The organism is Bradyrhizobium sp. JR3.5 (genome assembly GCF_054057015.1).
The window spans coordinates 4,395,476-4,421,276 of record NZ_JBSRYV010000002.1; the positions used below are offsets into that span (position 1 = coordinate 4,395,476).

Genomic DNA, 25,801 nt, shown 5'->3' on the forward strand with positions numbered 1-25,801 from the left:
ATCCCCGTCATCCTGAGGCGCGAGCTCTTGCGAGCCTCGAAGGATGCACGGCCCCATCTCTGGCCGATTCATCCTTCGAGGCCCGTTCCGCGGGCACCTCAGGATGACGGGGCGGCAGGGGACGTCCTGCCTAAAGCTTGCCAGCGGTGGACTTCACCAGCGCGTCCGCCACGCCCTTGCCGTAGGCGGAATCGGCCTTGCTGCAATTCGCAACGTGCCGTTCCTGGATGTGCTTCGACGCCTGGCCGACCTGGCGGGCGGTGTTGTCGAACAGCGCCTGCTTTTGTGCGGCATTCATCTTGCGGAACAGATCGCCCGGCTGCTGCCAGTGATCGTCATCCACGCGGTGATCCCAATGTGCAGCGGCGCCGGTAATCTCGAGCGGCGGCTCGTTCAGTTGCGGCTGGTCGGTCCACTCGCCATGGCTGTTCGGCCAATAGGTCAGCGTGGCGCCCAGATTGCCGTCGGTGCGCATCGCGCCATCGCGGTGATAGCTGTGGAACGGACATTTCGGCGCGTTGACCGGGATCTGGTGGTGGTTGACGCCGAGCCGGTAGCGTTGCGCGTCGCCATAGGAGAACAGGCGGGCCTGCAGCATCTTGTCCGGCGAATAGCCGATGTCGGGCACGACATTGGCCGGCGTGAACGCCGCCTGCTCGACCTCGGCGAAGACATTCTCCGGGTTGCGGTTGAGCTCGAAATGGCCGACCTCGATCAGGGGATAATCCGCCTTCGGCCACACCTTGGTCAGGTCGAACGGGTTGAACGGGAAGGCCCTGGCCTGCGCGTCCGTCATCACCTGGATGAACAGCGTCCAGCGCGGGAAGTCGCCGCGCTCGATGCTATTGAACAGATCGCGCTGGTGGCTCTCGCGGTCCTTGCCGATCAGTGCTTCGGCCTCGGCGTCGGTCAGGTTCTGGACACCTTGCCGGGTGCGGAAATGGTATTTCACCCAGACGCGCTCGTTGTTGGCATTGATCATGCTGTAGGCGTGGCTGCCGAAGCCGTGCTGGTGGCGGAAGCTTTTCGGAATGCCGCGCTCGCTCATGACGATGGTGACCTGGTGCAGCGCTTCCGGCAGCAGCGTCCAGAAGTCCCAGTTCATGTCGGGGTCGCGCACGCCCGTGCGCGGATGCCGCTTGATCGCGTGGTTGAGGTCGATGAAGCGCAGGGGATCGCGGAAGAAGAACACCGGCGTGTTGTTGCCCACCACGTCCCAATTGCCTTCGTCGGTGTAGAATTTCAGCGCGAAGCCGCGGATGTCGCGCTCCGCGTCCGCCGCGCCGCGCTCGCCGGCAACGGTGGAGAACCGCGCGAACATCGGCGTCTGCTTGCCGATCTCCGAGAAGATGCTGGCCTTGGTGTAGCGCGTGATGTCGTGGGTGACGGTGAAGGTACCGTGCGCGCCGGCGCCCTTGGCGTGCATCCGACGCTCCGGGATCACTTCGCGGTGAAAGTGCGCCAGCTTCTCGATCAGCCACACATCCTGCAAGAGCGCCGGCCCGCGCGGACCCGCCGTCATGATGTTCACATTATCGGCAACGGGTGCGCCGGAGGCGTGGGTCAGAAACGGTCTCTTGATTTCGTCGTTCATCGAAAACTCCTTGCTGGAAGTCAGCACTCGTCGTCCCGGCGCCCGGAGGAGCCTGATAAAAGACGATTGCATCGCGGATCGGTTACGGCCGGCGCAACGGGGGAGACCCGGTGATCGACAAATTGTGAACCGGATCTGCGATCCCGCCGCGACGACGTGTGTCTCTTGGATCGGCGCAGGATTAAGAAACCCGGCGGATCGATTCAACAACCGCCATCCGCTGATTCCAGCCAAATGTCCGTCGATCCCGGCCAACGCAGGCGCGGCCCGTGATCCAGCCATTTGCGGCGCGTGCCGGCCTCCTCGCCAATCCTAAATCCGGCGTCAGAATCTGGCGCATTTGTCAGTTGAAGTCGGCCTCACGCTTGCGTCTTCTGATCATGCTCTGCGTGCGGCGACACGAGGTTTGCCGCGGTCCCAATCAGGGAGGATTTCATGACGAGCAGGCTCTTCACGTTTATCACGGCGGCGACGCTCGCTGTCAGCGTTGCGCTTGCACCCGTAGCCTTCGCCAGAGGTGGCGGCGGTGGCGGTGGTGGGCACGGCGGTGGCGGTGGCTTCGGCGGCGGCCATGGCGGCGGTTTTGGTGGCGCCATGGGCGGCGGCATGCACGGTGGCGGTTTTGGTGGCGGAATGCATGCCGGCGGTTTCGGTGGCGGCATGCGCGGTGGAGGTATGGCGTTCGCCGCCATGGGCGGCAGCGGACATTTTGCCGGTGGGCATTTTGGAGGCGCGCGCTTCGCCGGTGCACCGGCGTTCGGCCCGCGCTTCGCCGGCGCCGGATTCCACGGCTCGCGCTTCTTCCATCATGGCGGCTTCTTCCACCACCACCGCTTCCATCGCTTCGCCTTCTTCGGCGGGCCCGCCATCTATGCCGATTACTATGACGGCTGCTACCGCAGGGTATGGACGTCGTACGGTCCGCAATGGATCAATGTGTGCGGGGACTATTGGTGATCGCCCAACGAACCGCACCGTTGTCGCGGCCGTCGCCAGGCGTTCCATCCAGCCCCGGAATGGGATAGTCTGGCGGCGACCGTTGCGGGGCGCTCGGAGAGTTTGAGAACTCGGGGAGTTCAGGACAACTCGGAGAGTTCAAGAACATGACCGGAGCTCACCGCCGCATTCTCGTCGTCGAGGACGATCCGGAAACCGCGGGTCAACTCGTCGAGGAGCTTACCACCAGCGGTTATGACGTGGATCTGGCGGCGAGCGGCCGCGAGGCGCTGAGCCAGGGCGCGGCGCGCGACTATGCTGTGATCACGATCGATCGCATGCTGCCCGACATCGACGGCATCACGGTGATGCGCCAGATGCGCGACGAAGGCATCGCGGTGCCGTTCCTGATCATCAGTGCGCTCGGCGAGGTCGATGATCGCGTACGCGGCTTGCGCGCCGGCGGCGACGACTATCTGGTCAAGCCGTTTTCCTTTGTCGAACTGCTGGCGCGGCTGGAGGCGCTTGGCCGCCGCAGCGAGACCGTTGCCAAGGAGACCATCCTGCGGGTCGGCGATCTCGCGGTCGATCTGATCGCGCGGACGGCAAGCCGCCGCGGCCGCAAGATTCCGCTGCTGCCAAAGGAATTTCAGCTGCTCGAATATCTCGCGCGCAACGAAGGCCGCGTGGTGTCGCGCGCCATGCTGCTGCAGCACGTGTGGGACCTGCACTTCGATCCTTCCACCAACATCATCGACGTCTATGTCGGCCGGGTGCGCCGCAAGGTCGACGACCAGCAAGCCTATCCGCTGATCCACACGATCCGCGGCATCGGGTACTGCCTCCGTGCTCCTGGCTAAGACCCTCAGATCGTCGACGTTCCGCCTAGCGTTGATCGCGATCGGTACGTTCGGCCTGATCGTGTCCGCGATCTTCGCCTATGTCTACTGGTCGACGCTGTCCTATGTGCGCGACAGGTCCGACCGCGCCATCATGACCGAGCAGGCAAGCCTGGATGATGCCTATGCGCGGTCCGGCCGCGATGGCCTGACCGCGTTGATCGCGCAACGCATCGCAAACAAGGGCGATCAGGTTTATCTGCTGGTCGGCCCCGGCTCCGTGGTGCTCGCGGGAAATCTCAAGCAATGGCCGGCCGACACCGCTGTGGACGGCTGGACGGAATTTCGGATCTCGCTGCCGCAGCTGCCTTCGGGAACCGCGCTCGTGCGCGCCGTGACGACGACCTTGCCAGGCGGTGATCGGTTGCTGGTCGGCCGCGACATCAGCGATCTCGACGGCTTCATGGCGCAGATCAGGGCCGCGGGGATCGCGGTCGTCGTGCTGATCATCGGCCTTGCGGCCGCCGCCAGCATCGGGGTCACGCGGCGAACGGTCGGCCGGATCGAGTCGATCAATGCGACCAGCCGCGCCATCATGCTCTCCGGGCTCGACCAGCGCATCCCGCTCCATGGCAGTCATGACGAATGGGATCGCGTCGCGGAGAACCTCAATCTGATGCTGGATCGCATCCAGACCCTGATGGGCGACGTCAAGCAGGTCAGCGAGAATATCGCCCACGACCTGCGCACGCCGCTGACCCGCATGCGCGGCCGGCTCGAGAAGGCCTATCACGCCCCGCGCAACGGGGAGGGCGATGCGGCGCTGATCGGCGACACCATCGCCGATCTCGACGCGGTGCTCGGGATGTTCGCGTCGATCACGCGGATTTCCGAGATCGAGACGCGGGCGCGCAGGGGCGCGTTCCGCACCGTCAATCTCGTCGAGATCGCAGGCGAGGTGGTCGAGCTCTACGATGCCGCCGCCGAAGAGGTCACCACCCATCTCGACCTAGCGGGCGATCCGGCAGTATTGGTCACCGGCGATCGCGACCTCCTGTTCGACGCCATCGCAAATCTCGTCGACAACGCCATCAAGCATGGCCGTCCGGGCGGACGGGTGACCGTGACCTGCGACAACGACGAGGGCGGGCCGGTGATTTCGGTCGCCGACGACGGCCCCGGCATCCCAGCCGAGCAGCACGATCGCGTCTTCAAGCGCTTCTATCGGCTCGAGCAAAGCCGCTATACGCCAGGCAACGGCCTCGGCCTCAGCCTGGTCGCGGCGGTCGCAAGCCTGCACGGCGCGCGCATCGAACTGCGCGACAACGCACCGGGACTGTTGTGCAGGCTCGTGTTTCCGCCGACGGAGACGTAGCGAGTGTTGGCGCTGTCGCGAGGACGCGGACGCGGCTCACAACTCGGACCACACACTCGCCGTCGTCCTGGCTTTCGCAAGGACTACGATGCGGTGAGAGCATGTCAAAACCGCCCCGCCATCTCCGCGAGCCGGCGGTGCGCGGCCTCGCGCGCCGCGCGGATCGGCTCGGTAGGGCCGGTGGTCGGGCCGATCGGCACGAAGCGGACGTCGCTGACGCCGATGAAGCGCAGCACCTCGCGCAGATAGGGCGTCGCCATGTCGATGCGGCCGCGGTTCATGCTGGTGACGAAGTCGCTGCCGCTGGCGATGATCACGACCGTCGGGCGGTCCTTGAGCAGCGGCAGATAGCCCAGCGCCGGATCGAAGCGGAAGGTCAGGCCGGGCTGGATGATGACATCGAGCCACTGCTTGAGCTTGTAGGGGATGGAAAAATTCCACATCGGCGTCGAGATCAGCACGCGGTCGGCCAGCGACAGCCGCAGCGCCAGGCGCTCGGCGACGGCAAAGGCATCCTGCTGCGAGTTGGTAAAGCTCTTGCCGCCGATCCGGGCGTATTTCGCCTCGAGCAGATAACCCTCGAACTCCGGCAACGGCTCGCGCCACAGATTCATCGCGTCGATCTCCCAATCCGGCCGTACCTCCCGGAAGCGATCGAGAAAGATGCGCGCGCCGGCCGCCGATTCCGAATCCGCACGGGGAGAGCAGGCGAGATGCAGCAGCTTTGGCAATGTCCGCCTCTCAGCCGAGCGCCTTGATGACGGTGTCGGCGTTGGTCACCACGGAGACGTTCTGCAGCGCGAAGTTGATCGCAGCGTTGTGCCAGTCGGCATTCATGGTTGAGCAGCAATCTTCCGGCACGATCATGAAATAGCCCTTGTCGGCGCCGGTACGCGCGGTGTGCTCGACCGACATGTTGGTCCAGGCCCCGGTGTTGATGATCATATCGCGGCCGGTCGCTTTCAGGATGGTCTCGAGCCGCGTGCCTTCCCAGGCGCTCATCCGCATCTTCTCGACCACGAAGTCGCCCGGACGCGGTTCGAGACCGGAGACCGGCGCCGCGCCCCAGCTGCCGCGCACCATCGCCTTGCTGTCGACCAGCCCTTCGAACAGCGGCGCGTTCAGCGTCACGCCCGGCGCGCCCGGCTCGACCACGAACCAGACATGGATGATGGCGACGCCGCGCGCACGCGCCGCCTCGGCCACACGGCGGACATTCTCGACGACGTGCTGCTGGCGGGCATGCGCCGGCGCGCCGGAAGAGGCGAACGCGCCGCCATCCATGATGACGTCGTTCTGCATGTCCTGGATGATCATCGCGCAGCGTTGCGGATCGATCTGCATCTCGCCAGCGGCGAGATTGGGCGCCGGAGTGGAGGACGATACGGCGCTGGCGCCGCCACGCTTGCCGTTCATATAGGGCTCATGGCGCGGCCCGACCTTGGTCGGGATCGCGTACACCGAATGGGTCGCGGTCAGATAGAGCGTGCGGAAATCGGCGCCGCCCCAGGCGAGGTTGGCGACGAGCTCGGGCAGGCGGACCTTGCCGAGCAGGTCGCCGGCGGGCGAATAGACCCAGACGCCGCCGGGCGCGGTGACCCAGACATTGCCGCGCTGGTCGCACTTCATGCCGTCGGGCAGGCCGGGTTCGAGCTCGGAGCGGATGCCGGAGGCGAACACGCGCGGATTGGCGAGTGAGCCGTTGGCGCCGATGTCGAAGGCGCGGATCAGTGCCTGCACGGTGTCGTTGACATAGAGGATGCGCTCGTCGGGCGAGAAGCACAGTCCGTTCGGCTGCTCGAACAGATAACGGTCGACCAGCAGTTTCGGCGCGCCGCCGCCCGACGGCACCCGATAGACGCCCTGGAAGCCAAGCTGGCGCGGCCGCTCGACGCCATAGACCGGCATGCGGCCGTACCAGGGATCGGAGAAATAGATGGCACCGGAGGAATGCACGCAGACGTCGTTCGGACTGTTGAGCTCCTGGTTCTCGTAATGCGAGGCCAGCACCTCGCGCTGCCCGTCAGGCCGCTCACGGATCAGCGACGACGTCGCGTGTTCGCAGACGACCAGATTGAGGTCCGCGTCATAGGTCATGCCGTTGCATTTGTTCGACGGACGCTTGACCTCGACCACGCCGCGCCGTGCATCCCAGCGCCGGCGTACGTCGCCCGGCATGTCGGAGAACAGCAGGAAGTGATCGACCGGATGCCAGATCGGTCCCTCCGTGAAATCGAAGCCGGTGCCGACCTGGCCGACCGGTGCATAGGGGTCGATCAGGTCTTCGAACTCCGCGCGCAGCGTGACATGCGTCATCGCGTTCGTCCTCGCTGTTACGCCGGAAACCAGTTGCGTTGCGGCAGGCTCTGCACGACGGGCCCGGGCACCTGGTCGTGCATCCGGCCGACCACCATGCCGCCCTCGATCTTCGCCGGGCGATCGTGCACCGGCAGCAGATAGCGCGAGCTGGAGAGCAGCTTCTTGATCGCGGCCTTCTCGGCGCGCTTGCTGGTACCGTGGTTGCCCGTGGTGCGCGGCTCGGCGTCCTGGATTTCGTTGAAGGGCGTCACGATCTGGTCGTTGAAATCGTAGATCACGTCACCGCAGATCGTCGCGATGCCGTCGGCGGTGTGGATGTGGATGTTCATCGAGCCTTCGGTGTGGGCGTTGGCGGCGTCGCAATAGACGCCCGGCATCAGCTCGACCGGGCCGGTGATCTCGAGGTCGAGGAAGCGCAGCGCGCTCTTGGTGTGCAAGCGGTCGATCAGGTGCTTGATGTCGGGTGCGGGATATTGCGGGTGCATCAGGCCGGAGACGGAATATTCCAGTTCCTTGCGATTGACGACGACGGTCGTGTTCATTGGGAACAGATCGTCCTTGCCGGCATGGTCGATGTGCAGATGGGTGTGGCAGACGAAACGGACGTCGCCCATGCGCACGCCGTGGCGGGCGAGCTGGTTCTCGATCATGTTCTCGTGGAACTGGAGGCCGCGCATGCCGAGCGTCTCCATGATCTGGTTGGAGCGATAGCCGGTATCGACCAGCACGGGGTAGGGGCCGCCGAGGATCAGGAAGCCGAGCGTCAGCACTCGGCGGGTGCGGCCGCAATTGTGCCCGAGCACGAGGAAGCTCGATTCCAGCTCGATATCGCCATAGTCCAGGATCTTGATCTCCAACGGCATCTTTCTCCCTCCCAATTCGTGTTCGTTGTTATGTTCGTCCGCAGCGCGCCTATGGCCCCAGCCGATAGACCCGCGCCGCCGTTGTGCTGAAGATCGCCTCGCGCTGCTCGCGGCTGAGCCGTTCGGCGGCCGCCTTGAAGGCGTCGATGAGATCGCGGTAGCTGGTCCACAGCTTCTCGATCGGAAAGTTCGAGCCGAACAGGCAGCGGTCCGCGCCGAAGATCGCGACCGTGTCGATCATGACGCCGGCGATATGCGTGGTATCGTTGCGATGGATGAAGGTGCCGAGTCCGGACAGTTTCGACACCACGTTGGGACATTGTGCGAGCCGGGCCATGCCGGCGCGCCAGGCGGCGCGGCCCTGCGGCGACAGATCCTCCAGCATGCCGGCATGTTGCAGGATGAACGTCACGTCGGGGCAGGCCTCGGCGAGGCCGGCCGCATCGGCCATCTGCGGCGCGAACACCTGCAGGTCGAAGCTCCAGCCATAGTCGGCGAGATGGCCGACATTGCGCCGGATCACCGGATCGGTGCAGAGATCGGGACGGGCCGCGAAGCGGTAGAGCGGGTTTTCGTGCCAGTGCAACTGCATGCGTACCCCGCGCACCAGAGGATAACGCTTCAACCGATCGAGCTGCGGACGGACGTCGTCGACGGTGAAATCGGCATAGGCGACGAGCGCGTGCGGCCAGCCGTGCCGGTCGGCGGTCTGCTGCACCCAGGCCGCCTCGTCCTCGAACTGGCCGTTCGGCCAGTTGGTCTGGACATAGACCGATCGGGTGACGCCGGTCCCCTTGAGGTCGTCGAGATATTCCTCGATCGGGTAGTCGCGGCGGATCGGCTCGTAGGGGCCGAAGATGCGCGGCTGCATCGGGCCGGACAGCCAGGCGAGATCGGCCCGACGCCAGATGTGATGATGTCCGTCGACAATGCCGGTCACGCAGCTCTCCTTGTTCCAAGCGACAGCAGGTGCGCAACCACGGCTGCGCTCGATCCGCCGTCCACGAGATCGACAAAGCGCTGGATCGCGATCAGCGCCTCGGTTTGCGGCTTGAAGCCGGGCGAGGTTGCGAGCGGCGTCAGCCAGCTCACCCGCCAGGCCCGGCGCGACAGCTTTGCGACGGCGTCGCGCAGCGCGGCCGGATCGCCGCGCTCGAGGCCGTCCGAGACGATCACCACCGCGGCGCCGCGGGCATATCCGCCGAACCGCGGCACAGCGAGGAAGGCTTGCAACGCGTCGCCGATCCTTGTGCCGCCGTCCCAATCGCTGACCAGGAAGGAGGCGGCGTTCAGCGCCTGCTCGCGACGCTTCAATCGCAGCGCCCGGGTGACACGGGTCAGCCGCGTGCCGAAGGTGAACACCTCGACATTGCTGGCCGCCTGCACCAGCACATGTGCGAGCCTCATGTTCTCCTCGGTGCGCGCCTTCATCGAGCCGGAGACGTCGATCAGGAGCAGGATCTTGCGCGGACGCTGGCGGCGGCGCATCCGGCCGAGCCGCAGCACCTCGCCGTCATTGCGCACGCTGTCACGCAGGGTGCGGCGAAGGTCGGCGAACGGGCCGCTCTTCGCGCGCCGCCGCCGGTGGCCGCGGCGCCGCGGCAGCCGCCGGTCCGCCTCGCGCGACAGCCGGCGCAGCGGATCGCTGGTTGTTGTCTGCGCAAAACGGCGCTCGACCAGTGCTTCGGCGTGCGCCGCGGCGAGGCCGGATTCATTGGCCTCATCGGCGAGCGGCGGCTCGTCCTCGCCGCGGCCTTCCTCCTGCAGGCGAACGGTCTCCTCGTCCTCGCCCTCGGCCTGCTCGATGGCATCAGTGCCGCGGAAATGGATGTCGAACAACCGGTCAAACGTCGCGCGGCGCTCCGGCGGCGGCGCCAGCGTGGCTAGCCCGGCCCGGCGGATGTGCTCCAGGCTGCGCGGCCCCAGCAGTTCGATCGCGGCGAGGAAGCTCGTCGTCTGTTCCGGCGCGACCAGGAAGCCGTTGGCGCGCAGCAGCGCGACAAAGGTGACGAAGATCTGCGCGGCGCGCGGCAGCTTGAGATCGTCGCTCACGCGGCTGCCTCCGCGATGATCGCATCGAGCCGGGGTGAAATGAAATGCAGATCCTCCTCGTCCTTCAGCGCAACGCCGATCGAGCGCTTGAAGGCATCCGGCCAGCGCGCGCCACCCTTGTTGAGCAAGGTTGCGGCCTCGGCCCAGTCGACCGCCTCGGCAACCCCCGGTGCCTTGCTCAGCGGCTCGCGGCGCAGCCGGCCGACCGCGGCGACCACGGCGCGGGCAGTCGCCTCGGCGACGCTGGAGGCGCGCATCATCACAATCCGGGCCTCGCGCTCGGCATTCGGATAATCGATCCAGTGATAGACGCAGCGCCGCCGCAGCGCCTCGTGCAGGTCGCGCGTCCGGTTCGAGGTCAGCACCACCACGGGATGCTCGGCGGCGCGCACCGTGCCGCGCTCGGGGATCGAGATCTGGAAGTCGGAGAGGAACTCGAGCAGGAAGGCCTCAAACTCCTGGTCGGCGCGGTCGATTTCGTCGATCAGGAGCACGGTCGCGTCCGGCGCCCGAAGTGCCGCGAGCATCGGCCGCTCGATCAGGAACGACTCGCCGTAGATGTCGATGCTCTCTTCGCCCGCCTGCCGGATCGCCAGCATCTGGCGCGGATAGTTCCACTCATAGAGTGCGGCGGATGCGTCGATGCCCTCATAGCATTGCAGGCGGATCAGCCTGCGGCCGAGCACGGCGGCGATCGCTTTCGCGGCCTCGGTCTTGCCGACACCCGGCGCGCCCTCGAGCAGCAGCGGCTTGCCGAGCGCGAGCGAGAGATAGGAGGCGGTCGCGATGCCGTCGTCGGCGAGGTAATAGGCCGCGCGCAGCGCCTTCTCCAGCGCCTCGGGGCTGTCGATACCGACAATGTTGCTGCGGACCGGCATGAAGAGACCTCAGCGCCGCGGTTGCGGCCGTGCACCGCCTTGCGCCTTGATCGCGCGCAGCACTTTCTCCGGCGTGATCGGCAGGTCGTCGATACGCACGCCGACTGCATTGAAGATCGCGTTCGCGACCGCGGGCAACACCGGATTGGCGCACATCTCGCCGGGTCCCTTGGCGCCGAACGGGCCGTCGGGCGCCGGGCGTTCCAGCACCGCAATGTCGTGCGGGCAGATATCGCCGGGGCCCGGCATCAGGTATTCGACGAAATCGCGCGGGCCATGCACCGGCTCCGGATAATAGGGCTCCGGCGTCTCGTAGAGCGCGTGGCTGACACCCATCCAGGCGCCGCCGACCAGCTGCTGCTCGACCAGCCGCGGATTGAGCGCGCGGCCGAGCTCATAGGCAGAATCCATCCTGACCATGTCGACCTCGCCGGTCTCGTCGTCGACCTCAACCTCCGCGACGAGACAGGCATGCGCATAACAGGTCGCCGGCGACATCTCGCCGGTTTCGGGGTCGACGTCAGACAGCGGCACCAGGAAGATACCGCGGCCGGAGATCGTCTTGCCCTGCTTGAACTGCGCGGCAATCGCGACGTCCTTGGTCGAGATCGAGCGGTGCGGCGCACCCTTGACGTGGATGTTACCGCGGCCGTCGGTCTCGAGATCGGCGGCGTTCACCTCGAGCTCCTCGGCGGCCGCCTCCATCATCACGCCGCGGGCTTCCCGCGCCGCGGCCATCACGGCGTTGCCGACGCGATGGGTGCCGCGCGAGGCGAACGAGCCCATGCAATGCGGGCCGGTGTCGGAATCGGCGGTGTCGACATAGACGTCCTCGACCGGCACGCCGAGCGTTTCGGCGCAGATCTGCCGCGTCACCGACTTCATGCCCTGGCCGAGATCGATCGAGGACAACGCCACGGTAAATTTGCCGCTCGGGTTGGAATGCACCAGCGCCTGGCTCGGATCGCCGCCGAGATTCATGCCGATGGGATAGTTGACTGACGCGATGCCGCGTCCGCGATGCCGGGTCATGGTCAGCGCCTCCTGGTGCCGAAGACGGATGAGAAGCGGGTGGCACCATGCGACGGCGAGGCCGGCCGCGGTGGCGGAGGTGATGGTGGCGTTGAAGAGGGCGGCGGAGGCGGCTCGCGGGTCGTGGCCGGCGCGCGGTCATACGTCGTGCGCTGCTGGATCGGTGCGGCCGCCGGCGCATGCGTCTCGCGCGGCGTCAGCGTCACGGCGGCACGGATCCCGCCGCCATCCTTGCGCGACGACATGCGCTTGAACTCCTCGCGGAGCGGCCATTTGGCCTTCTCCGCGGCGACCTGCACGCATTCGATCAGCGCAGTGTTCTTGGCCTCGCGCCGATGCGCCTTCATGTCGCCGTCGCGATACGCATTGAGGATACGGAACTCCATCGGGTCCATGCCGACGAGATGGGCGAGCTTGTCCATCTGGCATTCGATGGCGAAATCCATCGCCGTGACGCCGAAGCCGCGCATCGCGGTCGCGGGCGTCCGGTTGGTGAAGACGCAGTAGACGTCGCCATGGACGTTCGGGATCGTGTAAGGGCCGGGCAGATGCGCGGCGCATTTCACCGCCGCATAGCTCGACAGCCGCGTATAGGCGCCGCTGTCGAAATAGGCGCGCACCTTGCGGGCGACCACGCGGCCGTCCCGCATCACGCCGTCCTTGATGTGGATGCGCTCGGCACCGCGCGGCGGGCCGTATTGCATCTCCTCCTCGCGCCCGAATACGTAGCGCACCGGTCGTCCGGTCAGCATCGCGCCGAGGATGCAGAGCGGCTCGGTCAAGGTATCGACCTTGCCGCCGAACCCGCCGCCGACCGTGCCGCCGATGAAGTGGAAGGTGTTGGAGGGCACATCGAGGATCTTGGCGCAGGTGTCAACCGAGAAGAACAGCGCCTGAGTCGAGGTGTAGACGATGTAGCGGCCGTTGGTGTCCGGCGCTGCGATCGAGCCGTTGGTCTCGGTCGGCGCGTGCTCGATCGGCGACATCTGGTAGCGCTGCTCCAGCACATGGTCGGCGGAGGCGAGCGCGCGGTCGGCGTCACCAAAGCGAAGCTGCTGGCGATCATAGGTCTCGTGATAGGTGAAGGTGTTCTTGGGGTACACTTCGTTGACCACGGGCGCGCCGGGCTTCAGCGCGTCTTCAACGTCGAACACCGCCGGCAGCGGCTCGTAGTCGATCTTGACCTTGGCGATCGCCTCAAAAGCTTCGCGCGGGCTGTCGGCGACGATCGCGACGATCGGCTCGCCCTTGTAGCGCACCTTGTCGACCGCGAGCGACGGCTCGTCGTCCTTGCCGAAATTGATCAGGCTGAGCAGCGTGTTCAAATTGCGCGGCACGTCGGAGGCGCGGATCACGCGCCGCACCCCCTGCGACCGCTCGGCCTCCGAAGTGTCGATGCGCCGCAATCGTGCATGAGCATGCGCGCTGCGGACCACCTTCAGGTGCAGCATGCCCTGCAGCTTGTGATCGTCGAAATAGGGCGAGGTGCCGGTGACATGGCCGAGCATGTCCTGGCGCTGTGTGCCCTTGCCGATTTCTTTCAGATTATCGTCGCGCTCGTCGGCGAAGAGGTCCTTGCGCAATTCCAGCATGGCACTGTTCCCTTACGCGCGGGCCCGGCCACCGGAAGCGGCGGCCAACACGGCGTTGATGATCGGCTCATAGCCGGTGCAGCGGCAGATATTGCCGGAGATCGCCTCGACGACTTCGGCGCGGCTCGGCTGTGGATTGCGGTCGAGCAGCGCCTTGGCGGCCATCAGCATGCCCGGCGTGCAGTAGCCGCACTGCGCGGCGAAATTATCGGCGAAGGCGCGCTGCAGCGGGTGCAGATTGGGACCGTCCTTGATGCCGTCGAGCGTCTCGACCGAGCGGCCGGCGACCGTTTCGGCCAGCGTCAGGCAGGAGAGATGCAGTTCGCCGTCGATCAGCACGCTGCAGGTGCCGCAGCCGCCCTGGCCGCAACCGAATTTCGGCGTCATGTCGCCGATCAGCTCGCGCAGCGCGACCAGAAGATTGGTGCCGCCATCGACGAAGATCGCGACGTCACGGCCGTTGTGCTGAAATTGGAGAGGGGTCTTGGCCATCGCGATTTATTCCTGACCGGACAACAGGCGCCTGAGATGCACGCCGACGATCTCGCGGCGATACCAGGCGCTGGCGAGCGCATTGTCCTCGGGCGAAGTTCCTTCGACGGCTGCTGCCGCCGCTGCGCTGATCGTGGAGGCGTCGAGCGAGCGTCCTTCCAGCGCGCGCTCGGCGGCGCGGGCGCGGATCGGGGTTGGCGCCATTGAGCCGAGCGCGACGCGGGCACCGACGATGCGGCTGCCGTTGACCGGCAGATGCGCCGCGAGCGTGATCACCGCGCCGCCCTTGGGCTTGATCCGCGCGATCTTGCGGTAGCGGAAAGCGTCAGCGCTGCCGGGCTTGGCAAAGGAGATCGCGAGCACCAGCGTGCCGGCCTGCCGGTCGCGCGATTGCAAAAATTCCTCGACTCCGATCTCGCGGCCGCCGAGCCCGCCCTGTACCGACACGATTGCATCGAGCGCAAGCATCGCGACCGTGAAGTCGCCATACGGCACCGGCGCGAACAAATTGCCGCCGACCGTGCCCATGTTGCGCACCGCCGGTCCGCCGATCGAGCGGGCAGGGCCGTGCAGGAAGCCGAGATCGCGCTCGGCCAGGATCCGTGCGAAGGTGACGCCGGCGCCGAGCGTGATGCGCGAGCCCGAGGCGTCGATCCGCGTCATCGCCTGGTCGCTGGCGCGCACGACGGTCGAGATCGAGATGTCGCCCTCGTTCAGCGCCCGCATCACCAGCGTGCCGCCGCCGAGATAGCGGGCGCTGCGATCCGACAGCGCGGCCGCTGCCTCGTTGGTGCTGGTGAAGGTCTTCACCGTGACTGGCATGATGTCTTACCCCGCTTACGCGGCCTCCTTCAGATGCCGGCGGATGGCGTCGAAGCCGGCCTGGTAGATGTCTTCCGCAACCATGTGCGTGATGCGATCTTTGTCCTCGGTCCGCGTCATGAAGCGCGATTCCCAGTGCCAGAAGGTGCGGTCGCCGTCGGTGACCGGCAGCAGGCGGACATGCGCCACGTAGTTGAACATCGGGACCGGCGTGTCGAGCAGGCAGTAGCTGAAGCTCTGCTCCAGGTCGGACAGCGCCAGCAATTGCTCGCGCAGCTCGGAGCCGTCCTTCAGCTTGAAGCGCCTGACACAGCCGATCTTGTCGGACGGCTGTGCCCGCTCGATGCCGCTGGTCGCGACCGCTGGGTGCCAGCGGTCATGGCCGTTGAAATCGCGCAGCACGGCCCACACCGCATCGGTCGGTGCATCCAGGATCGTGCTTTTGACGATATGCGGCACGGTCAGCTTCCAATATCTCGCGTTTGCATCAATGCGGCCGCGCGTATCACCTCTCCCCAACGGGGAGAGGCCGGCGCGTAGCGCCGGGTGAGGGGGCTCCGGCCCCACGAGGGACGGCAACCCCTCACCCGGATCGCATCATGCGATGCGATCCGACCTCTCCCACAGGGGGAGAGGTGGACCGTCTGCTCGGCGATATCTGGCCTATGCATTTCGCTATCCCCCGAACGCCCGCTTCAGCGCGTCGAATCCGCCCTGGAACACGCCGCCGCCGATATTGTTGACGAGCTCGGCCTCGCGCTCCGGCGCGCAGTCGAACTCGGCGGTCCACTCCATGAACGTCTGGTCGCCATCGGTGACCGGTGTCAGCCGCAGCGTCGCGACATAGTTCTCGACGCCCATCGGCGATTCCAAGATCGAGTAGGTGCAGAACATGTCGTAGTCGGACAGGCCGAGCAGCTTCTCGCGGATGCGATCGCCATTGCGCAGGCGGAAATCCCTGACGCAGCCGATCTTGTCCGAGGGTTCGCCGCCCTCGATCCGGCTTTCGGCGATCGCAGGGTGCCAGTTCGGCAGCCCGTTGAAATCACGGACGCGCGCCCAGACCCGGTCGTTGCGGGCGTTGACGACAGTAGAGACGTAAACCCGTGCCATGTTGCGAGCTCAGTCCTTCTTGCGCGGCGTGCGTTCGGGGCGCGGCTCGCCGCCGCCCTCGGGCGCTGCCGGCTTGGCGTCGGCGCCGCTCTTGCGTGCGGAGTCCTTGATGCCCTGCATGTCCCGGGCCTCGCGGATCAGGCCGGGCATCTTCGCGAGGCTGCCGCCCTCGACGCCGATATCCGACAGGATCGAGTCGATCAGCGGCGCCTGCACGCGGTAGCGCAGCGCCGAATCGATCACCTCGTCGGTGGCGCTGCGGCCGGAACCGCCGCCATTGCCGTTGCCGTTGAGCCCGTCGACCTGGAGGATGCGGATGCCCTCGATCTTCTCCATCGGCTTGACGCTCTCGCGCACGATGCCCTCGATCCGGTCGAGCAGCTTGCGGCGGAACAGCGAGTAGCGCGCCTGGTCGGTCAGCACGTTCTCGGCCTCGTTGAGCAGGCGCTGCGCCTCGGCCTCGACGGTAGCACGGACCCGTTCGGCCCCGGCCGCGATCCTGGTTTCCTCGGCCTGCTTCTCGGCGAGCAGCACCTCGACGGTCTTGCGCCGCTTGGCGATCTCGCTCTCGCGCGCGGTGACGACGCGCTCGGCCGCCTCGGTGGCATGGACCCTCGCGTCCTCGGCGGCAGCGCGCGCCGCGGATTCCTCCAGCGACTTCTGGTGCAGCGCGATGGCCTTCTCCATCAAGGCGGTCTCGACGTCCTTCTCCCTGTTTACCTCGAGCTTGCGCAGCTCGCGCTCGCGTCCGATCCGGGCCTCGTCGAGGCCGCGGTCGGACGCGATGCGGGCGCGCTCGACTTCTTCACGCGCCGCGATTTCGGCCTCCTGCAGCGATTGATTGCGGGCGACCTCGAGTTGCTCGATCGAGCGGCGCCGTTCGATGCGCGCCGCCTCCAGCGCCTGTTCGCGGGTCACATCGGTGGTCTCGACCTCCTTGCGGGCCGTGATCTCGGCCTGCTTCACCTGCCGGTCGGCATCGATCCGCTCCGAGCGCTTGGCGGCGAGCGCGATCACGCGCTCCTCGTCGGCGAGCTCGATCGCTCGCTTCTGGTCGATGTTGAGCACCTCGCGGGTCCTGGAGGAGGTGATCCGCTCGCTCTCCAGCGCCAGCTCGACATCGATGCGCTGCCGCTCGACCGCGTCGCGGCGCTTCAGCTCGGCGGCCTCGATCGCTCCGGTGCGCTCGATCTCGAGCGCGCGGGTCTCGCGCTCAGCACGGATGCGCTGCGCGGCGACCGACTTCTCCAGCGAAATGCGTGCCGCCTCGATCGATTCGCGCGAGGCGATGTCGGCTTCCTCGATCGCACGGGTGCGCGCGATCTCGAGCGCCCGGACATGTTCCTCCTGCGCAATCCGCGACGCCTCGGTGGCGTCGCGCGCGGTGATCCCGGCGATCTCGATCGCCTGGTTACGCTCGATCTCGAGCTTGCGCGTGGTGTGATCGGCGGCGATGCGCTCGGCGGCCAGCGTCTTCTCTCTGATGATGCGGGCGGCCTCGACCGATTTCTGGGCCTCGATCTCGGCTTCCTGGATGGTCCGCACCTGCTGGATCTCCAGCGCGCGGGTGCGCTCGTCGGAGGAGATGCGCTCGACATTGACCGTCATGGTCTGGGCGATGCGCGCCTTCTCGGTGGCCTCGCGCGCCGCGATCTCGGCCTCCTCGACGGCGCGGGTGCGCTCGATCTCGCGGCGGCGGGTTTCTTCCTCATTGGCGATGCGGGCGTCGGTGACGACGCGATCCTGCTGGATGCGGGCCTTTTCGATCGACTCGCGGGCAGCGATCTCGGCTTCCTCCACCGTGCGCATCCGCTCGATCTCGCGCTGGCGGACCTCGCGCTCGGAAGCGATGCGCGTGGTGTCGACCGAGCGCTGGTTGGCGATCCTTGCCTTCTCGATCTCCTCGCGCGCCAGCAACTCCCGCTCTTCGACCGCGCGGGTGCGCTCGATCTCCCGATGCCGGGTCTCGCGTTCCGACGCGATCCGGGCCTCGGTGATCGCCTGCTCGTTGGCGATGCGCGCCTTATTCGATGGCTTCGCGCGCGGTGATCTGGGCCTGCTCGGCCTCGGTCTCGCGCAGCGCGCGCTCGCGAGCGACTTCGGTTCGCTGCAGGGCGCGGCGCATCTCGATGTCGCGTTCTTGCTCGAGGCGGGCGGTCTCGCTCTCGCGCTCGATGTCGAGCGCCTGCCGCTCGGCCTCCAGGTTGCGGGAGCGGATCTTGATCATCGAGTCCTGCTCGATGTCGTTACGCAGCTTGCGCTTGGCCTCGATGTCCTCCATCAGGCGGGTCAGGCCTTCGGCGTCGAAGCGGTTCGAGGGGTTGAAATATTCGAGGTCGGTCTGGTCGAGATCCGTGATCGCGACCGACTCGAGCTCGAGACCATTCTGCGCCAGCGCTTCGGCTGCATTGGCCTTGACGCGGGCGACATATTCGCCGCGCTGCTCGTGCATCTGCTCCATCGTCATCTCGGAAGCAACCGAGCGGATCGCGGAAATGAACTTGCCGGAGAGCAGGGTGTGCAGCTGCTCGGGCTCCATGGTGCGGCGGCCGAGCGTGGCGGCGGCGATCGAGACGGCTTCGCGGGTCGCCTGCACCCGGACGTAGAAATCGGCCTCGATGTCGACGCGCATGCGGTCACGGGTGATGACGGCATCCTGCCTGGAGCGCACGATCCCCATCGGCAGCACGTTCATGTTGACCGGCGTGTAGTCGTGGATGAACGGCAGCACGAAGGCGCCGCCATTGATCACCACGCGTTCGCCGAGGAAACCGGTCCGGACGAAGGAAGTTTCCTTCGATGAGCGGTGGTAGAGCCAATTCACCACATAGACGATGATGACGATCGCGACGATTGCGACGATGAGCCAGAGGATCAATTCACCGACCAGCATCCCCGACATCTCTTCCTCCCTTGGTCACGGCGCGTTAGCGCGCGCCGATCGCCTTGAACTTGCGAACCTGATCCGTCAGCGCCCGCTCGACCGGCAAGCGCTCCATCGAGGAGGCGCCGTAGAAGCCGTGGCAGTTGCGGGTCTTCTTCATGATGAAATCCGCATCCGCGGGGTCCGCGATCGGGCCGCCATGCGCGAGCACGATGATGTTCGAATTGACGCTGAGTGCGGCCTCGGCCCAGGCCTCGATGCGGGCAGGGCAGTCGGCGAGCTTCAGCGCGGTCTGCGCGCCGATCGTGCCGCCCGTGGTCAGGCCCATATGGCAGACGATGATGTCGGCGCCCGCGATCGCCATTGCGGTCGCCTCCTGCTCGCTGAACACATAGGGCGTGGTCAGCATGTTCTTGTCATGCGCCTTCGCGATCATGTCGATCTCGAGCGCATAGGACATCCCGGTCTCTTCGAGATTGGCGCGGAAGGTGCCGTCGATCAGGCCGACGGTCGGAAAGTTCTGCACGCCGGCGAAACCGATCGCCTTGAGCTGGTCGAGGAACACGTCCATGTCGCGGAACGGATCGGTGCCGTTGACCCCGGCGAGCACCGGCGTCTTGGTCACGACCGGCAGCACCTCGCCGGCCATCTCGACGACGATCGCATTGGCATCGCCATACGGCATCAGTCCGGCGAGCGAGCCGCGGCCGGCCATGCGGTAGCGGCCGGAATTGTAGATCACGATCAGGTCGACGCCGCCGGCCTCCTCGCATTTTGCCGATAGGCCAGTGCCGGCGCCGCCGCCGACGATTGGCTCGCCGCGTGCGATCATGGCGTGAAACTTCTTCAACAGCGCCGCGCGTTCAAACCTGGGCATGGGTCACCTCGCCACTCTCCGCCGGCCACCGGCGCGTCCGAGCAGCGGACGGAACGCGCTGACGATGGCGGCCGTGAACTCGGGATCGTTGATGTTGCGCTTGATGCGGATGATCTGCCGGTTGCCGGTCTGGCGTACGGTGCGCTCCAGTGCGCGGAACAGCGCCGCGCCGGCGTCGGGGTCCCAGAACGGCTGGCCGGGCGCATCGAGTGCTGAGACGCCGCCCTCGGCCAGGAAGAAACGCACCGGCCCGTCCATCTGGTTGAGACGTTCGCCGATCCAGCGGCCCATCCGCTCATTCTCTTCCGGCGTAGTCCGCATCAAGGTGACCTGCGGATTGTGGACGTGGAATTTGCGCTGCCGATAGCGTTCCGGAATGGTGTCGGGCGCGCCGAAGTTGACCATATCCAGCGCGCCGACTGAGCCGACATAGGGCACGCGGCTGCGGATGATGGCGCCGAAGCGGTCGTCGGTAGCCGGGAACACGCCGCCCATCAGGAGGTCGCAGACCTCGGTCGTGGTAAGATCGATGACGCCGGCGAGCTGGCCGGACTCGACCAGCTTCTCCATCGAGCGGCCGCCGACGCCGGTGGCGTGGAAGACGAGGCACTCGAAATCCTCGCGGAGGTCAGCTGCGATCTTCTGCACGGCCTGAGTGGTGACGCCGAACATGGTGATGCCGATGGCCGGAAGATGAGGGCCCGTATCGCGTGGCTTGCCGGCCTGTTCGTCGAGCCGCGCCTTGACCATGCCGACCATGGCATGGGGCGCCGTTGCCGAGCACCGTGCGCGAGATCGAGTTGAGACCTTGCACGTCGGTCACCGAATACATCATGGTGATGTCGGCGGGCCCGACATAGGGACCGACGTCGCCGGAGGCGACAGACGAGATGATGAGCTTCGGTACGCCGATCGGAAGCGCGCGCATGCCCGGCGCGACCAGCGACGCGCCGCCCGAACCCCCGGCGGAAATGATGCCGGCGACATTGCCCTGGCGGCGCAACCATCGCTCGAATGCGTCCGCCATCGCGGTCACTGAGGCGCCGCGATCGGTGCCGAATACGCTGGAGCCGCCACGGCCGTGGTTGAGGGCAATCTCCTGCGCGGTGACGTCGCAGCTCGTCGCCTTGCCGCTGGTCGAGACGTCGACCAGCCGGGTGCGCAGGCCGCTGGCCGCGATGATATCGCGGATGAAGCGCAGCTCCGCACCCTTGGTATCGAGCGTGCCGACGACCAGCACGACCGGCGGCCCCGATGTCCTCGACGTCGCCGGTTCGCGCCGAGAGCGGGTTGCTTCCTCGAGACGCGTGACGGCGATGGACTGCGTCCGTGCAGCGGCCTCGATACGAGCGATCGGCACCGGTTGCGACCAGCGCGTCGGCAGCACGGGATTGGAGACGTAGATGCGAGTCGGACCCTTGCGTTCCGGCTGCGGCGCGCCGGCCGCCTCAGCTTTTTTCGGCGCCGTCTCGGCATCGATCTCGTCAGCGCCGTGGGTGCCGACGCCGAGCAGCCGCTGCTGCAGCTCGCGGTCGGTCGCAAGGCGGGCGGAGTCGATGATGCGATTGATCCGGCCATTGACCATGATGGCGACGTTGCGCGACACCGCGGTCGCGACGCCGATGTTCTGCTCGATGACCAGGACGGCCATGTCGCCTTCGTCGCCGAGGCGCAGCAGCATCTCCTCGACTTGCGCGACGATCACAGGCGCAAGGCCCTCGGTCGGCTCGTCCATGATCAGGAGCTGCGGGTTGGTGAGCAATGCGCGCGAGATCGCGAGCATCTGCTGTTCGCCGCCGGAGAGCTGGTTGCCGCCGTTGTTCTTGCGTTCGGCAAGGCGCGGGAAGGTGTCGTAGATCCGCTCGATGGTCCAGGCGCCGCGGCGCAGGCCGCCGGCGAGCGCCAGGTGTTCGTCGACCGTCAGCGAACGCCACAGGCGCCGGCCCTGCGGCACGTAGCCGACGCCGAGCCGGGCGATCCGCGCCGGATTCAGCCGCGTGGCCTCTTCGCCGCGAATCCGGATCGAGCCACTGCTGGCGCGAACCAGGCCCATGATGGCCTTGCACAGCGTGGTCTTGCCCATGCCGTTGCGGCCGACCACCGAGAACACGCCGGCATCGAGCGTGAGGTCGACGCCCTGCAGTGCATGCGAATGCCCGTAGTAGACGTCGAGGCCTTTCACCTCGAGTGCGGGAACTGGGCGGCGTTCATTCATGGCCGCCTCCGAGATAAAGCTCCTGCACCTCGGGATCGGACTCGATTTCGCGCGGCAGGCCTTCCTTGAAGATGCGGCCGTTGTGCATCATCGTGACGCTCTCGACGACGCGCAGCGCAACGTCCATGTCGTGCTCGATGATGATGTAGCCGATATGCGCAGGCAGCGAGGTCAGGATCTCGATCAGCTCGCGCCGCTCGGTCGGCGACAGTCCCGCCGCCGGCTCGTCGAACAGGATGAAGCGCGGCGCGCCGGCCAGCGCGAGTGCGATCTCGAGCTGGCGCTGCTGGCCGTGCGCCAGCTCGGCGACGCGCTGGTCCTTGACGCCGGCAAGGTGCACGGCCTGCACCAGCGTTTCGGTCGCGTGCATCAGCGCATCGTTCTGCCCAGGGCGCAGCAACGAGAACCGCCCGCGGGAGACGCCGCGGCAGGCGAGATAGACGTTGTCCTGCACGGTGAGGCCGGGGAACAGCGCCGAGATCTGGTAGGTGCGGCGCAGTCCGCGGCGGATGCGTTCATAGGGCGGAAACTGGGTGATGTCCTCGCCGAAGAAGCGGATCGTGCCGGAGGAGGGCGGGAAGTCGCCGGTGATGCAGTTGAACAGCGTGGTCTTGCCGGCGCCGTTCGAGCCGAGCACCGCGCGCCGTTCGCCGGGCCGCACGGTGATGGTGACGTCGGTCAGCGCCGCCAGCGCACCGAACAGCCGGGTCACGCCGCGCAGCTCCAGGGCTGCGCCGGCGCCGACCACGGACAGTCGCTGCGCGACGCTATCCATGGCGGCCTCCGCCCGAACGTTGCGTCGCGGATGCGCTGCGCCGCCGCCAGCGTTCCCAGAGGCCGATCACGCCGTCGGACGACCAGAACACGATGGCAAGGAAGCCGAGCCCGATCAGCAGCCGGAAGCGATTGCCGTCGAGCCCGAACTTGATCAAGACGTCGAGCGCGAAGGTGCGCAGCAGCACGAAGATGAGGGCACCGATGAACGGACCGATCGGCCGGGTGATGCCGCCGACTACGGCGATGATCAGGACGTCGATGCAGGCGCCGACGCTGACCGAGCCGGGCGAGATCTGCCGGTAGTTCCAGACCTGCAGCACGCCGCCGAGCGCCGCGACGAAGGCGGCGAAGGCGTAGGCCGCGATACGATGCGCGTTCGGATTGAAGCCCAGTGCGGCCATGCGGCGGGGGTTGTCGCGGACGCCTTGCAGCGCGAGGCCGAACGGCGCGCGCGAGACATACTGGACGGCGAAGTAGCAGATCGCGGCGACGCCGAGGGTCACATAATAGAAGGCGATGTCGGCGCGCCAGTCGACGCCCCAGAAATGCGGGGTCGCGACGGTGTTGATGCCGGTGTGGCCGTTGAAGATCGCCCAGTTCTGGTTGGTGAAGTAGTAGAACGCCGCGCCGATCGCCAGCGTGATCATGATGGTGTAGATGCCCTCGGTGCGCACTGCGAGCGCGCCGCCGAGCGTGCCGAACAGCGTCGCCAGCGCCAGCGCCATCGGGGTGGCGAGCCACCACGGCCAGCCGAGGCTGATATTGGCGTTGCCGCTCATGCCGAACACCGCGACCATGTAGCCGGCGAAGCCCGCGATGGTGAGCTGCATCAGGCTGACCATGCCACCATAGCCGGCGAGGAACATCAGGCTCAGCGCGATGACGCCGAGGATCAGCGTGGTGGCGAAGATCTCGATCAGGAAGAAGCCGTTGGCGATCAGCGGCATGATCACGAGGAGCAGCGCGACCAGCCAGGCCGCCGGGTTCTGGAATTCCGGCCAGGTGCGGATCAGGGCGCGGCGGGTCGCGTTGGCGGATGGGTCGGGGCGGAACTGGGTGCTCTGCAGCAACGACATTTCATCGCCTCGCGAGCAGGCCCTGCGGCCGCAGCGCCAGCACCACGACCATGATCAGGAAGGTCACGACGATGGCGTAGGTCGGGATGTAGACCGAGCCGAGCTGCTCGGCGAGCCCGATGATGACGGCGCCGAGCGCAGCCCCCGGGATCGAGCCCATGCCGCCGACGATCACGACCACCAGCGAGGCGAGGAGGAAGCGCGTGTCCTCGCCCGGCGACAGCGACTGGAAGGTGCCGCCGACCACGCCGGCGATGCCGGCAAGGCCCGCGCCGAGTGCGAACACCAGCACGAACACCAGCTGGATCCGCACCCCGGTCGCGGCCAGGATGTCGCGGTCGTCGACCCCGGCGCGCACGATCATGCCGATCCGGGTGCGGTTGAGCGCCAGCCACATCGCGATGCCGATGACGACGGAGGCTGCGAAGATCACGAGCCGCACCAGCGGATACTGCAGATAGACCGGCTCGCCCGATGATTTGATCGCGGTGAGTAGCGGCAGCTGCACTGGGCCGATCAGCCAGCTCGGGGTCTGGACCTGGTAGAAGTCGCCGCCGAACACCCAGAGCATCAGATCCGCGAACACGATCGAGAGCCCGATCGTGACCATGGTCTGCCTGAGGTCCTGACCCTCCATGCGGCGGAACACGGCGAGCTGCAGGATCACGCCAACCAGCGCCGCCGCGATGAAGGCGACTATGAAGGAGAGGATCCACGATCCGGTCCAGGTGCTGATGGCGTAGCCGATATAGCCGCCGAACAGGTAGAGCGAGCCGTGCGCGAGGTTGACGTTACGCATCAGGCCGAAGATCAGCGTGAAGCCGCTCGCCACCAGGAAATACAGCCCGCCGAGCGTGATGCCGTTCAGCACCGCGTTGAGGAATACGCGCTTGCGGCCGATCGCGGCCTCCAGCCCCGGCGGCCAGATCGCGAACACCAGCCACAGCAGCACCGCGACCGCGATGATCACGATCAGCGCCCAGGCCGGATGGCGTTCGATGAACCTGGCCATCTCCGTCGCGTTCCCTCTGACGTGGCGACCGTCTGCCGGGCCGCGTGTCCTTTATCCTACCGAGGGCGAAAGCTTCGGATTTGATCGAGAGTATCTTTTATCGTTTCAGATGGAACCTCCGTTACGGCCGCAACACCTTGGCGGCGCGGCGATAGTCGGTCGGGGCCATGCCGACATTGGCGGCGAAGAAGCGGGTGAAACCGCTCTGCGAGGAGAAGCCGAGATCGAAGCCGATATCGGCGATCGGCGCCTCGGTCGCCACCAGCGCATCCAGCGCCTGCTCCATGATCAGCGTGTTCATGTAGAGGTGAGGGGTGACGCCGGTCTGGGTGCGGAACAGCCGGTAGAAATGCGGCCGCGACAGGCCCGCTTCGCGCGCGATCGCATCGAGCTCGATTTCGGCGCCGGGGCTTTCCGACATCAGCTTGATCGATTTGCGGACGCGGAAATCAGTCACGGCAGCAGCGGCGCGCGCGTCCTGCGCCGCCTGCCAGCTCTCCTCGTGGCAGGAATCGATCAGCTGCCTGAGCTCGCAATCGAGGCTGCGCAGTGACGGCGCGCCGCACACCAGTGCTGCGGTGCGGCGGATCAGCCGGTCGAGCGTCTCGGTGCGCGGAAAGAAGGTGCGGCCGAACCGCAGGCCCTGCGCGCTCGCGGGCTGTGGCGCGAACCATTCGGCATTGACATAGAGCACGAAGAAGATCGCGCCGTGGTCCATGTCGGTCGGCAGAAAATTGTGCGGTTCCCAAGGGTTGACCGCAACCACGGTGTCGTCCTTGAGCAGCAGGCGCTGCTCCGAGACATCGATCTGCGCCGGCGTTCCGCCGACATGAAAGATCAGGTGCCCTTCGCGGTGCGCATGCACGTTGAAGGGACGGTTCAACTGATAGACCGTCGCGCGACCGAACCGGCCGTGGAAGACGGCAAGCGCCCTGCTCATGCCTCCCCTCCCGCGGGATGTTCTTGTCTTTTCGACAAGCGTTCATCATCCGCCCGCGGAAAGCAAGGGCGAGCAGGGCTATTGATGCAACCGCGCGCCTTCGTCACGGCTGG

Annotated in this window: 21 protein-coding genes and 2 pseudogenes; 3 read left to right on the forward strand and 20 right to left on the reverse strand. The window is 66.6% G+C overall.

The genetic code is table 11. The features are described 5' to 3' along the window. Window positions 1-130 precede the first annotated feature (130 nt). Window positions 131-1,594 (reverse strand): catalase, encoded by a 1,464-nt coding sequence (locus ACVWW1_RS37995; RefSeq protein WP_456659410.1) that lies wholly within the window; start codon window positions 1,592-1,594, stop codon window positions 131-133. 435 nt (window positions 1,595-2,029) lie between these two features. Here ACVWW1_RS37995 and ACVWW1_RS38000 point away from each other — a divergent pair, with 435 nt between their 5' ends. The 3 genes from ACVWW1_RS38000 to ACVWW1_RS38010 all read left to right on the forward strand — a co-directional run bounded on the left by ACVWW1_RS38000 (window position 2,030) and on the right by ACVWW1_RS38010 (window position 4,744). Continuing rightward, the gene (locus ACVWW1_RS38000; RefSeq protein ID WP_456659411.1) at window positions 2,030-2,551 is read left to right on the forward strand and encodes a hypothetical protein; all 522 of its coding nucleotides are present in this window, start codon (window positions 2,030-2,032) and stop codon (window positions 2,549-2,551) included. Window positions 2,552-2,697: 146 nt separating this feature from the next. After that, on the forward strand, window positions 2,698-3,390 hold the full coding sequence (locus tag ACVWW1_RS38005) for a response regulator transcription factor (RefSeq protein ID WP_456659412.1): 693 nt from the start codon (window positions 2,698-2,700) through the stop codon (window positions 3,388-3,390). Beyond that, a complete protein-coding gene (locus ACVWW1_RS38010) occupies window positions 3,377-4,744 on the forward strand; it encodes an ATP-binding protein (RefSeq protein ID WP_456659413.1) in 1,368 nt (455 codons plus the stop codon). The genes ACVWW1_RS38005 and ACVWW1_RS38010 overlap by 14 nt, the downstream gene beginning before the upstream one ends. A gap of 104 nt (window positions 4,745-4,848) precedes the next feature. Here ACVWW1_RS38010 and ACVWW1_RS38015 read toward each other — a convergent pair whose 3' ends face one another. The 19 genes and pseudogenes from ACVWW1_RS38015 to ACVWW1_RS38105 all read right to left on the reverse strand — a co-directional run bounded on the left by ACVWW1_RS38015 (window position 4,849) and on the right by ACVWW1_RS38105 (window position 25,688). After that, window positions 4,849-5,475, reverse strand: coding sequence for an FMN-dependent NADH-azoreductase (locus ACVWW1_RS38015; RefSeq protein ID WP_456659414.1), 627 nt, complete (start codon window positions 5,473-5,475; stop codon window positions 4,849-4,851). Between the two features lie 10 nt (window positions 5,476-5,485). Next, complete coding sequence (locus ACVWW1_RS38020; protein WP_456659415.1) at window positions 5,486-7,060, reverse strand: isochorismatase family protein; 1,575 nt, start codon at window positions 7,058-7,060, stop codon at window positions 5,486-5,488. A gap of 17 nt (window positions 7,061-7,077) precedes the next feature. Continuing rightward, window positions 7,078-7,926, reverse strand: coding sequence for an MBL fold metallo-hydrolase (locus tag ACVWW1_RS38025; RefSeq protein WP_456659416.1), 849 nt, complete (start codon window positions 7,924-7,926; stop codon window positions 7,078-7,080). A 49-nt stretch (window positions 7,927-7,975) separates the two neighbouring features. Then, complete coding sequence (locus tag ACVWW1_RS38030) at window positions 7,976-8,866, reverse strand: amidohydrolase family protein (RefSeq protein ID WP_456659417.1); 891 nt, start codon at window positions 8,864-8,866, stop codon at window positions 7,976-7,978. Continuing rightward, window positions 8,863-9,978, reverse strand: a complete 1,116-nt coding sequence (locus ACVWW1_RS38035; protein ID WP_456659418.1) for a vWA domain-containing protein — start codon at window positions 9,976-9,978, stop codon at window positions 8,863-8,865. The genes ACVWW1_RS38030 and ACVWW1_RS38035 overlap by 4 nt, the downstream gene beginning before the upstream one ends. Further along, on the reverse strand, window positions 9,975-10,856 hold the full coding sequence (locus ACVWW1_RS38040) for an AAA family ATPase (protein ID WP_342726979.1): 882 nt from the start codon (window positions 10,854-10,856) through the stop codon (window positions 9,975-9,977). Before ACVWW1_RS38040 ends, ACVWW1_RS38035 begins: the two co-directional genes overlap by 4 nt. A gap of 9 nt (window positions 10,857-10,865) precedes the next feature. Next, entirely contained in the window at window positions 10,866-11,888 is a 1,023-nt protein-coding gene (locus ACVWW1_RS38045) for a xanthine dehydrogenase family protein molybdopterin-binding subunit (RefSeq protein WP_028333322.1), read from the reverse strand. Window positions 11,889-11,890: 2 nt separating this feature from the next. Further along, window positions 11,891-13,480, reverse strand: coding sequence for a xanthine dehydrogenase family protein molybdopterin-binding subunit (locus ACVWW1_RS38050; protein WP_456659419.1), 1,590 nt, complete (start codon window positions 13,478-13,480; stop codon window positions 11,891-11,893). Between the two features lie 12 nt (window positions 13,481-13,492). Continuing rightward, entirely contained in the window at window positions 13,493-13,972 is a 480-nt protein-coding gene (locus ACVWW1_RS38055; RefSeq protein WP_029082752.1) for a (2Fe-2S)-binding protein, read from the reverse strand. A gap of 6 nt (window positions 13,973-13,978) precedes the next feature. Continuing rightward, window positions 13,979-14,794 carry an FAD binding domain-containing protein gene (locus tag ACVWW1_RS38060; RefSeq protein ID WP_456659420.1) on the reverse strand — a complete coding sequence of 272 codons (816 nt, stop codon included), beginning with the start codon at window positions 14,792-14,794 and terminating at the stop codon, window positions 13,979-13,981. A 15-nt stretch (window positions 14,795-14,809) separates the two neighbouring features. Continuing rightward, window positions 14,810-15,253 carry an SRPBCC family protein gene (locus tag ACVWW1_RS38065; protein ID WP_456659421.1) on the reverse strand — a complete coding sequence of 148 codons (444 nt, stop codon included), beginning with the start codon at window positions 15,251-15,253 and terminating at the stop codon, window positions 14,810-14,812. A 216-nt stretch (window positions 15,254-15,469) separates the two neighbouring features. Beyond that, window positions 15,470-15,907, reverse strand: a complete 438-nt coding sequence (locus ACVWW1_RS38070; protein ID WP_092124412.1) for an SRPBCC family protein — start codon at window positions 15,905-15,907, stop codon at window positions 15,470-15,472. Between the two features lie 9 nt (window positions 15,908-15,916). Beyond that, a pseudogene (locus ACVWW1_RS38075) lies at window positions 15,917-18,809 on the reverse strand (flotillin domain-containing protein). Between the two features lie 25 nt (window positions 18,810-18,834). Beyond that, window positions 18,835-19,668 (reverse strand): phosphoenolpyruvate hydrolase family protein, encoded by an 834-nt coding sequence (locus tag ACVWW1_RS38080; protein ID WP_456659422.1) that lies wholly within the window; start codon window positions 19,666-19,668, stop codon window positions 18,835-18,837. Between the two features lie 3 nt (window positions 19,669-19,671). Then, window positions 19,672-21,883 (reverse strand): annotated as a pseudogene (locus ACVWW1_RS38085) (Tm-1-like ATP-binding domain-containing protein). After that, on the reverse strand, window positions 21,876-22,658 hold the full coding sequence (locus tag ACVWW1_RS38090) for an ABC transporter ATP-binding protein (protein ID WP_021075866.1): 783 nt from the start codon (window positions 22,656-22,658) through the stop codon (window positions 21,876-21,878). The pseudogene ACVWW1_RS38085 and the gene ACVWW1_RS38090 overlap by 8 nt, the downstream one beginning before the upstream one ends. Next, window positions 22,651-23,736: a branched-chain amino acid ABC transporter permease gene (locus tag ACVWW1_RS38095; RefSeq protein WP_456659423.1), complete on the reverse strand. Its 1,086-nt coding sequence runs from the start codon at window positions 23,734-23,736 to the stop codon at window positions 22,651-22,653. The genes ACVWW1_RS38090 and ACVWW1_RS38095 overlap by 8 nt, the downstream gene beginning before the upstream one ends. Window position 23,737: 1 nt before the next feature. Continuing rightward, a complete protein-coding gene (locus ACVWW1_RS38100; protein WP_097673275.1) occupies window positions 23,738-24,748 on the reverse strand; it encodes a branched-chain amino acid ABC transporter permease in 1,011 nt (336 codons plus the stop codon). 121 nt (window positions 24,749-24,869) lie between these two features. After that, entirely contained in the window at window positions 24,870-25,688 is an 819-nt protein-coding gene (locus tag ACVWW1_RS38105; protein WP_456659424.1) for a helix-turn-helix transcriptional regulator, read from the reverse strand. Window positions 25,689-25,801 lie beyond the last annotated feature (113 nt).

Bases quoted from the DNA above. Each gene is read 5' to 3' on its own strand.
- ACVWW1_RS38100 (WP_097673275.1), bottom strand. From the start codon at position 24,748: ATGGCCAGGTTCATCGAACGCCATCCGGCCTGGGCGCTGATCGTGATC.
- ACVWW1_RS38070 (WP_092124412.1), bottom strand. From the start codon at position 15,907: ATGGCACGGGTTTACGTCTCTACTGTCGTCAACGCCCGCAACGACCGG.
- ACVWW1_RS38005 (WP_456659412.1), top strand. From the start codon at position 2,698: ATGACCGGAGCTCACCGCCGCATTCTCGTCGTCGAGGACGATCCGGAA.
- ACVWW1_RS38000 (WP_456659411.1), top strand. From the start codon at position 2,030: ATGACGAGCAGGCTCTTCACGTTTATCACGGCGGCGACGCTCGCTGTC.
- ACVWW1_RS38050 (WP_456659419.1), bottom strand. From the start codon at position 13,480: ATGCTGGAATTGCGCAAGGACCTCTTCGCCGACGAGCGCGACGATAAT.
- ACVWW1_RS38060 (WP_456659420.1), bottom strand. From the start codon at position 14,794: ATGCCAGTCACGGTGAAGACCTTCACCAGCACCAACGAGGCAGCGGCC.
- ACVWW1_RS38080 (WP_456659422.1), bottom strand. From the start codon at position 19,668: ATGCCCAGGTTTGAACGCGCGGCGCTGTTGAAGAAGTTTCACGCCATG.
- ACVWW1_RS38025 (WP_456659416.1), bottom strand. From the start codon at position 7,926: ATGCCGTTGGAGATCAAGATCCTGGACTATGGCGATATCGAGCTGGAA.
- ACVWW1_RS37995 (WP_456659410.1), bottom strand. From the start codon at position 1,594: ATGAACGACGAAATCAAGAGACCGTTTCTGACCCACGCCTCCGGCGCA.
- ACVWW1_RS38055 (WP_029082752.1), bottom strand. From the start codon at position 13,972: ATGGCCAAGACCCCTCTCCAATTTCAGCACAACGGCCGTGACGTCGCG.
- ACVWW1_RS38095 (WP_456659423.1), bottom strand. From the start codon at position 23,736: ATGTCGTTGCTGCAGAGCACCCAGTTCCGCCCCGACCCATCCGCCAAC.
- ACVWW1_RS38020 (WP_456659415.1), bottom strand. From the start codon at position 7,060: ATGACGCATGTCACGCTGCGCGCGGAGTTCGAAGACCTGATCGACCCC.
- ACVWW1_RS38105 (WP_456659424.1), bottom strand. From the start codon at position 25,688: ATGAGCAGGGCGCTTGCCGTCTTCCACGGCCGGTTCGGTCGCGCGACG.
- ACVWW1_RS38090 (WP_021075866.1), bottom strand. From the start codon at position 22,658: ATGGATAGCGTCGCGCAGCGACTGTCCGTGGTCGGCGCCGGCGCAGCC.
- ACVWW1_RS38040 (WP_342726979.1), bottom strand. From the start codon at position 10,856: ATGCCGGTCCGCAGCAACATTGTCGGTATCGACAGCCCCGAGGCGCTG.
- ACVWW1_RS38045 (WP_028333322.1), bottom strand. From the start codon at position 11,888: ATGACCCGGCATCGCGGACGCGGCATCGCGTCAGTCAACTATCCCATC.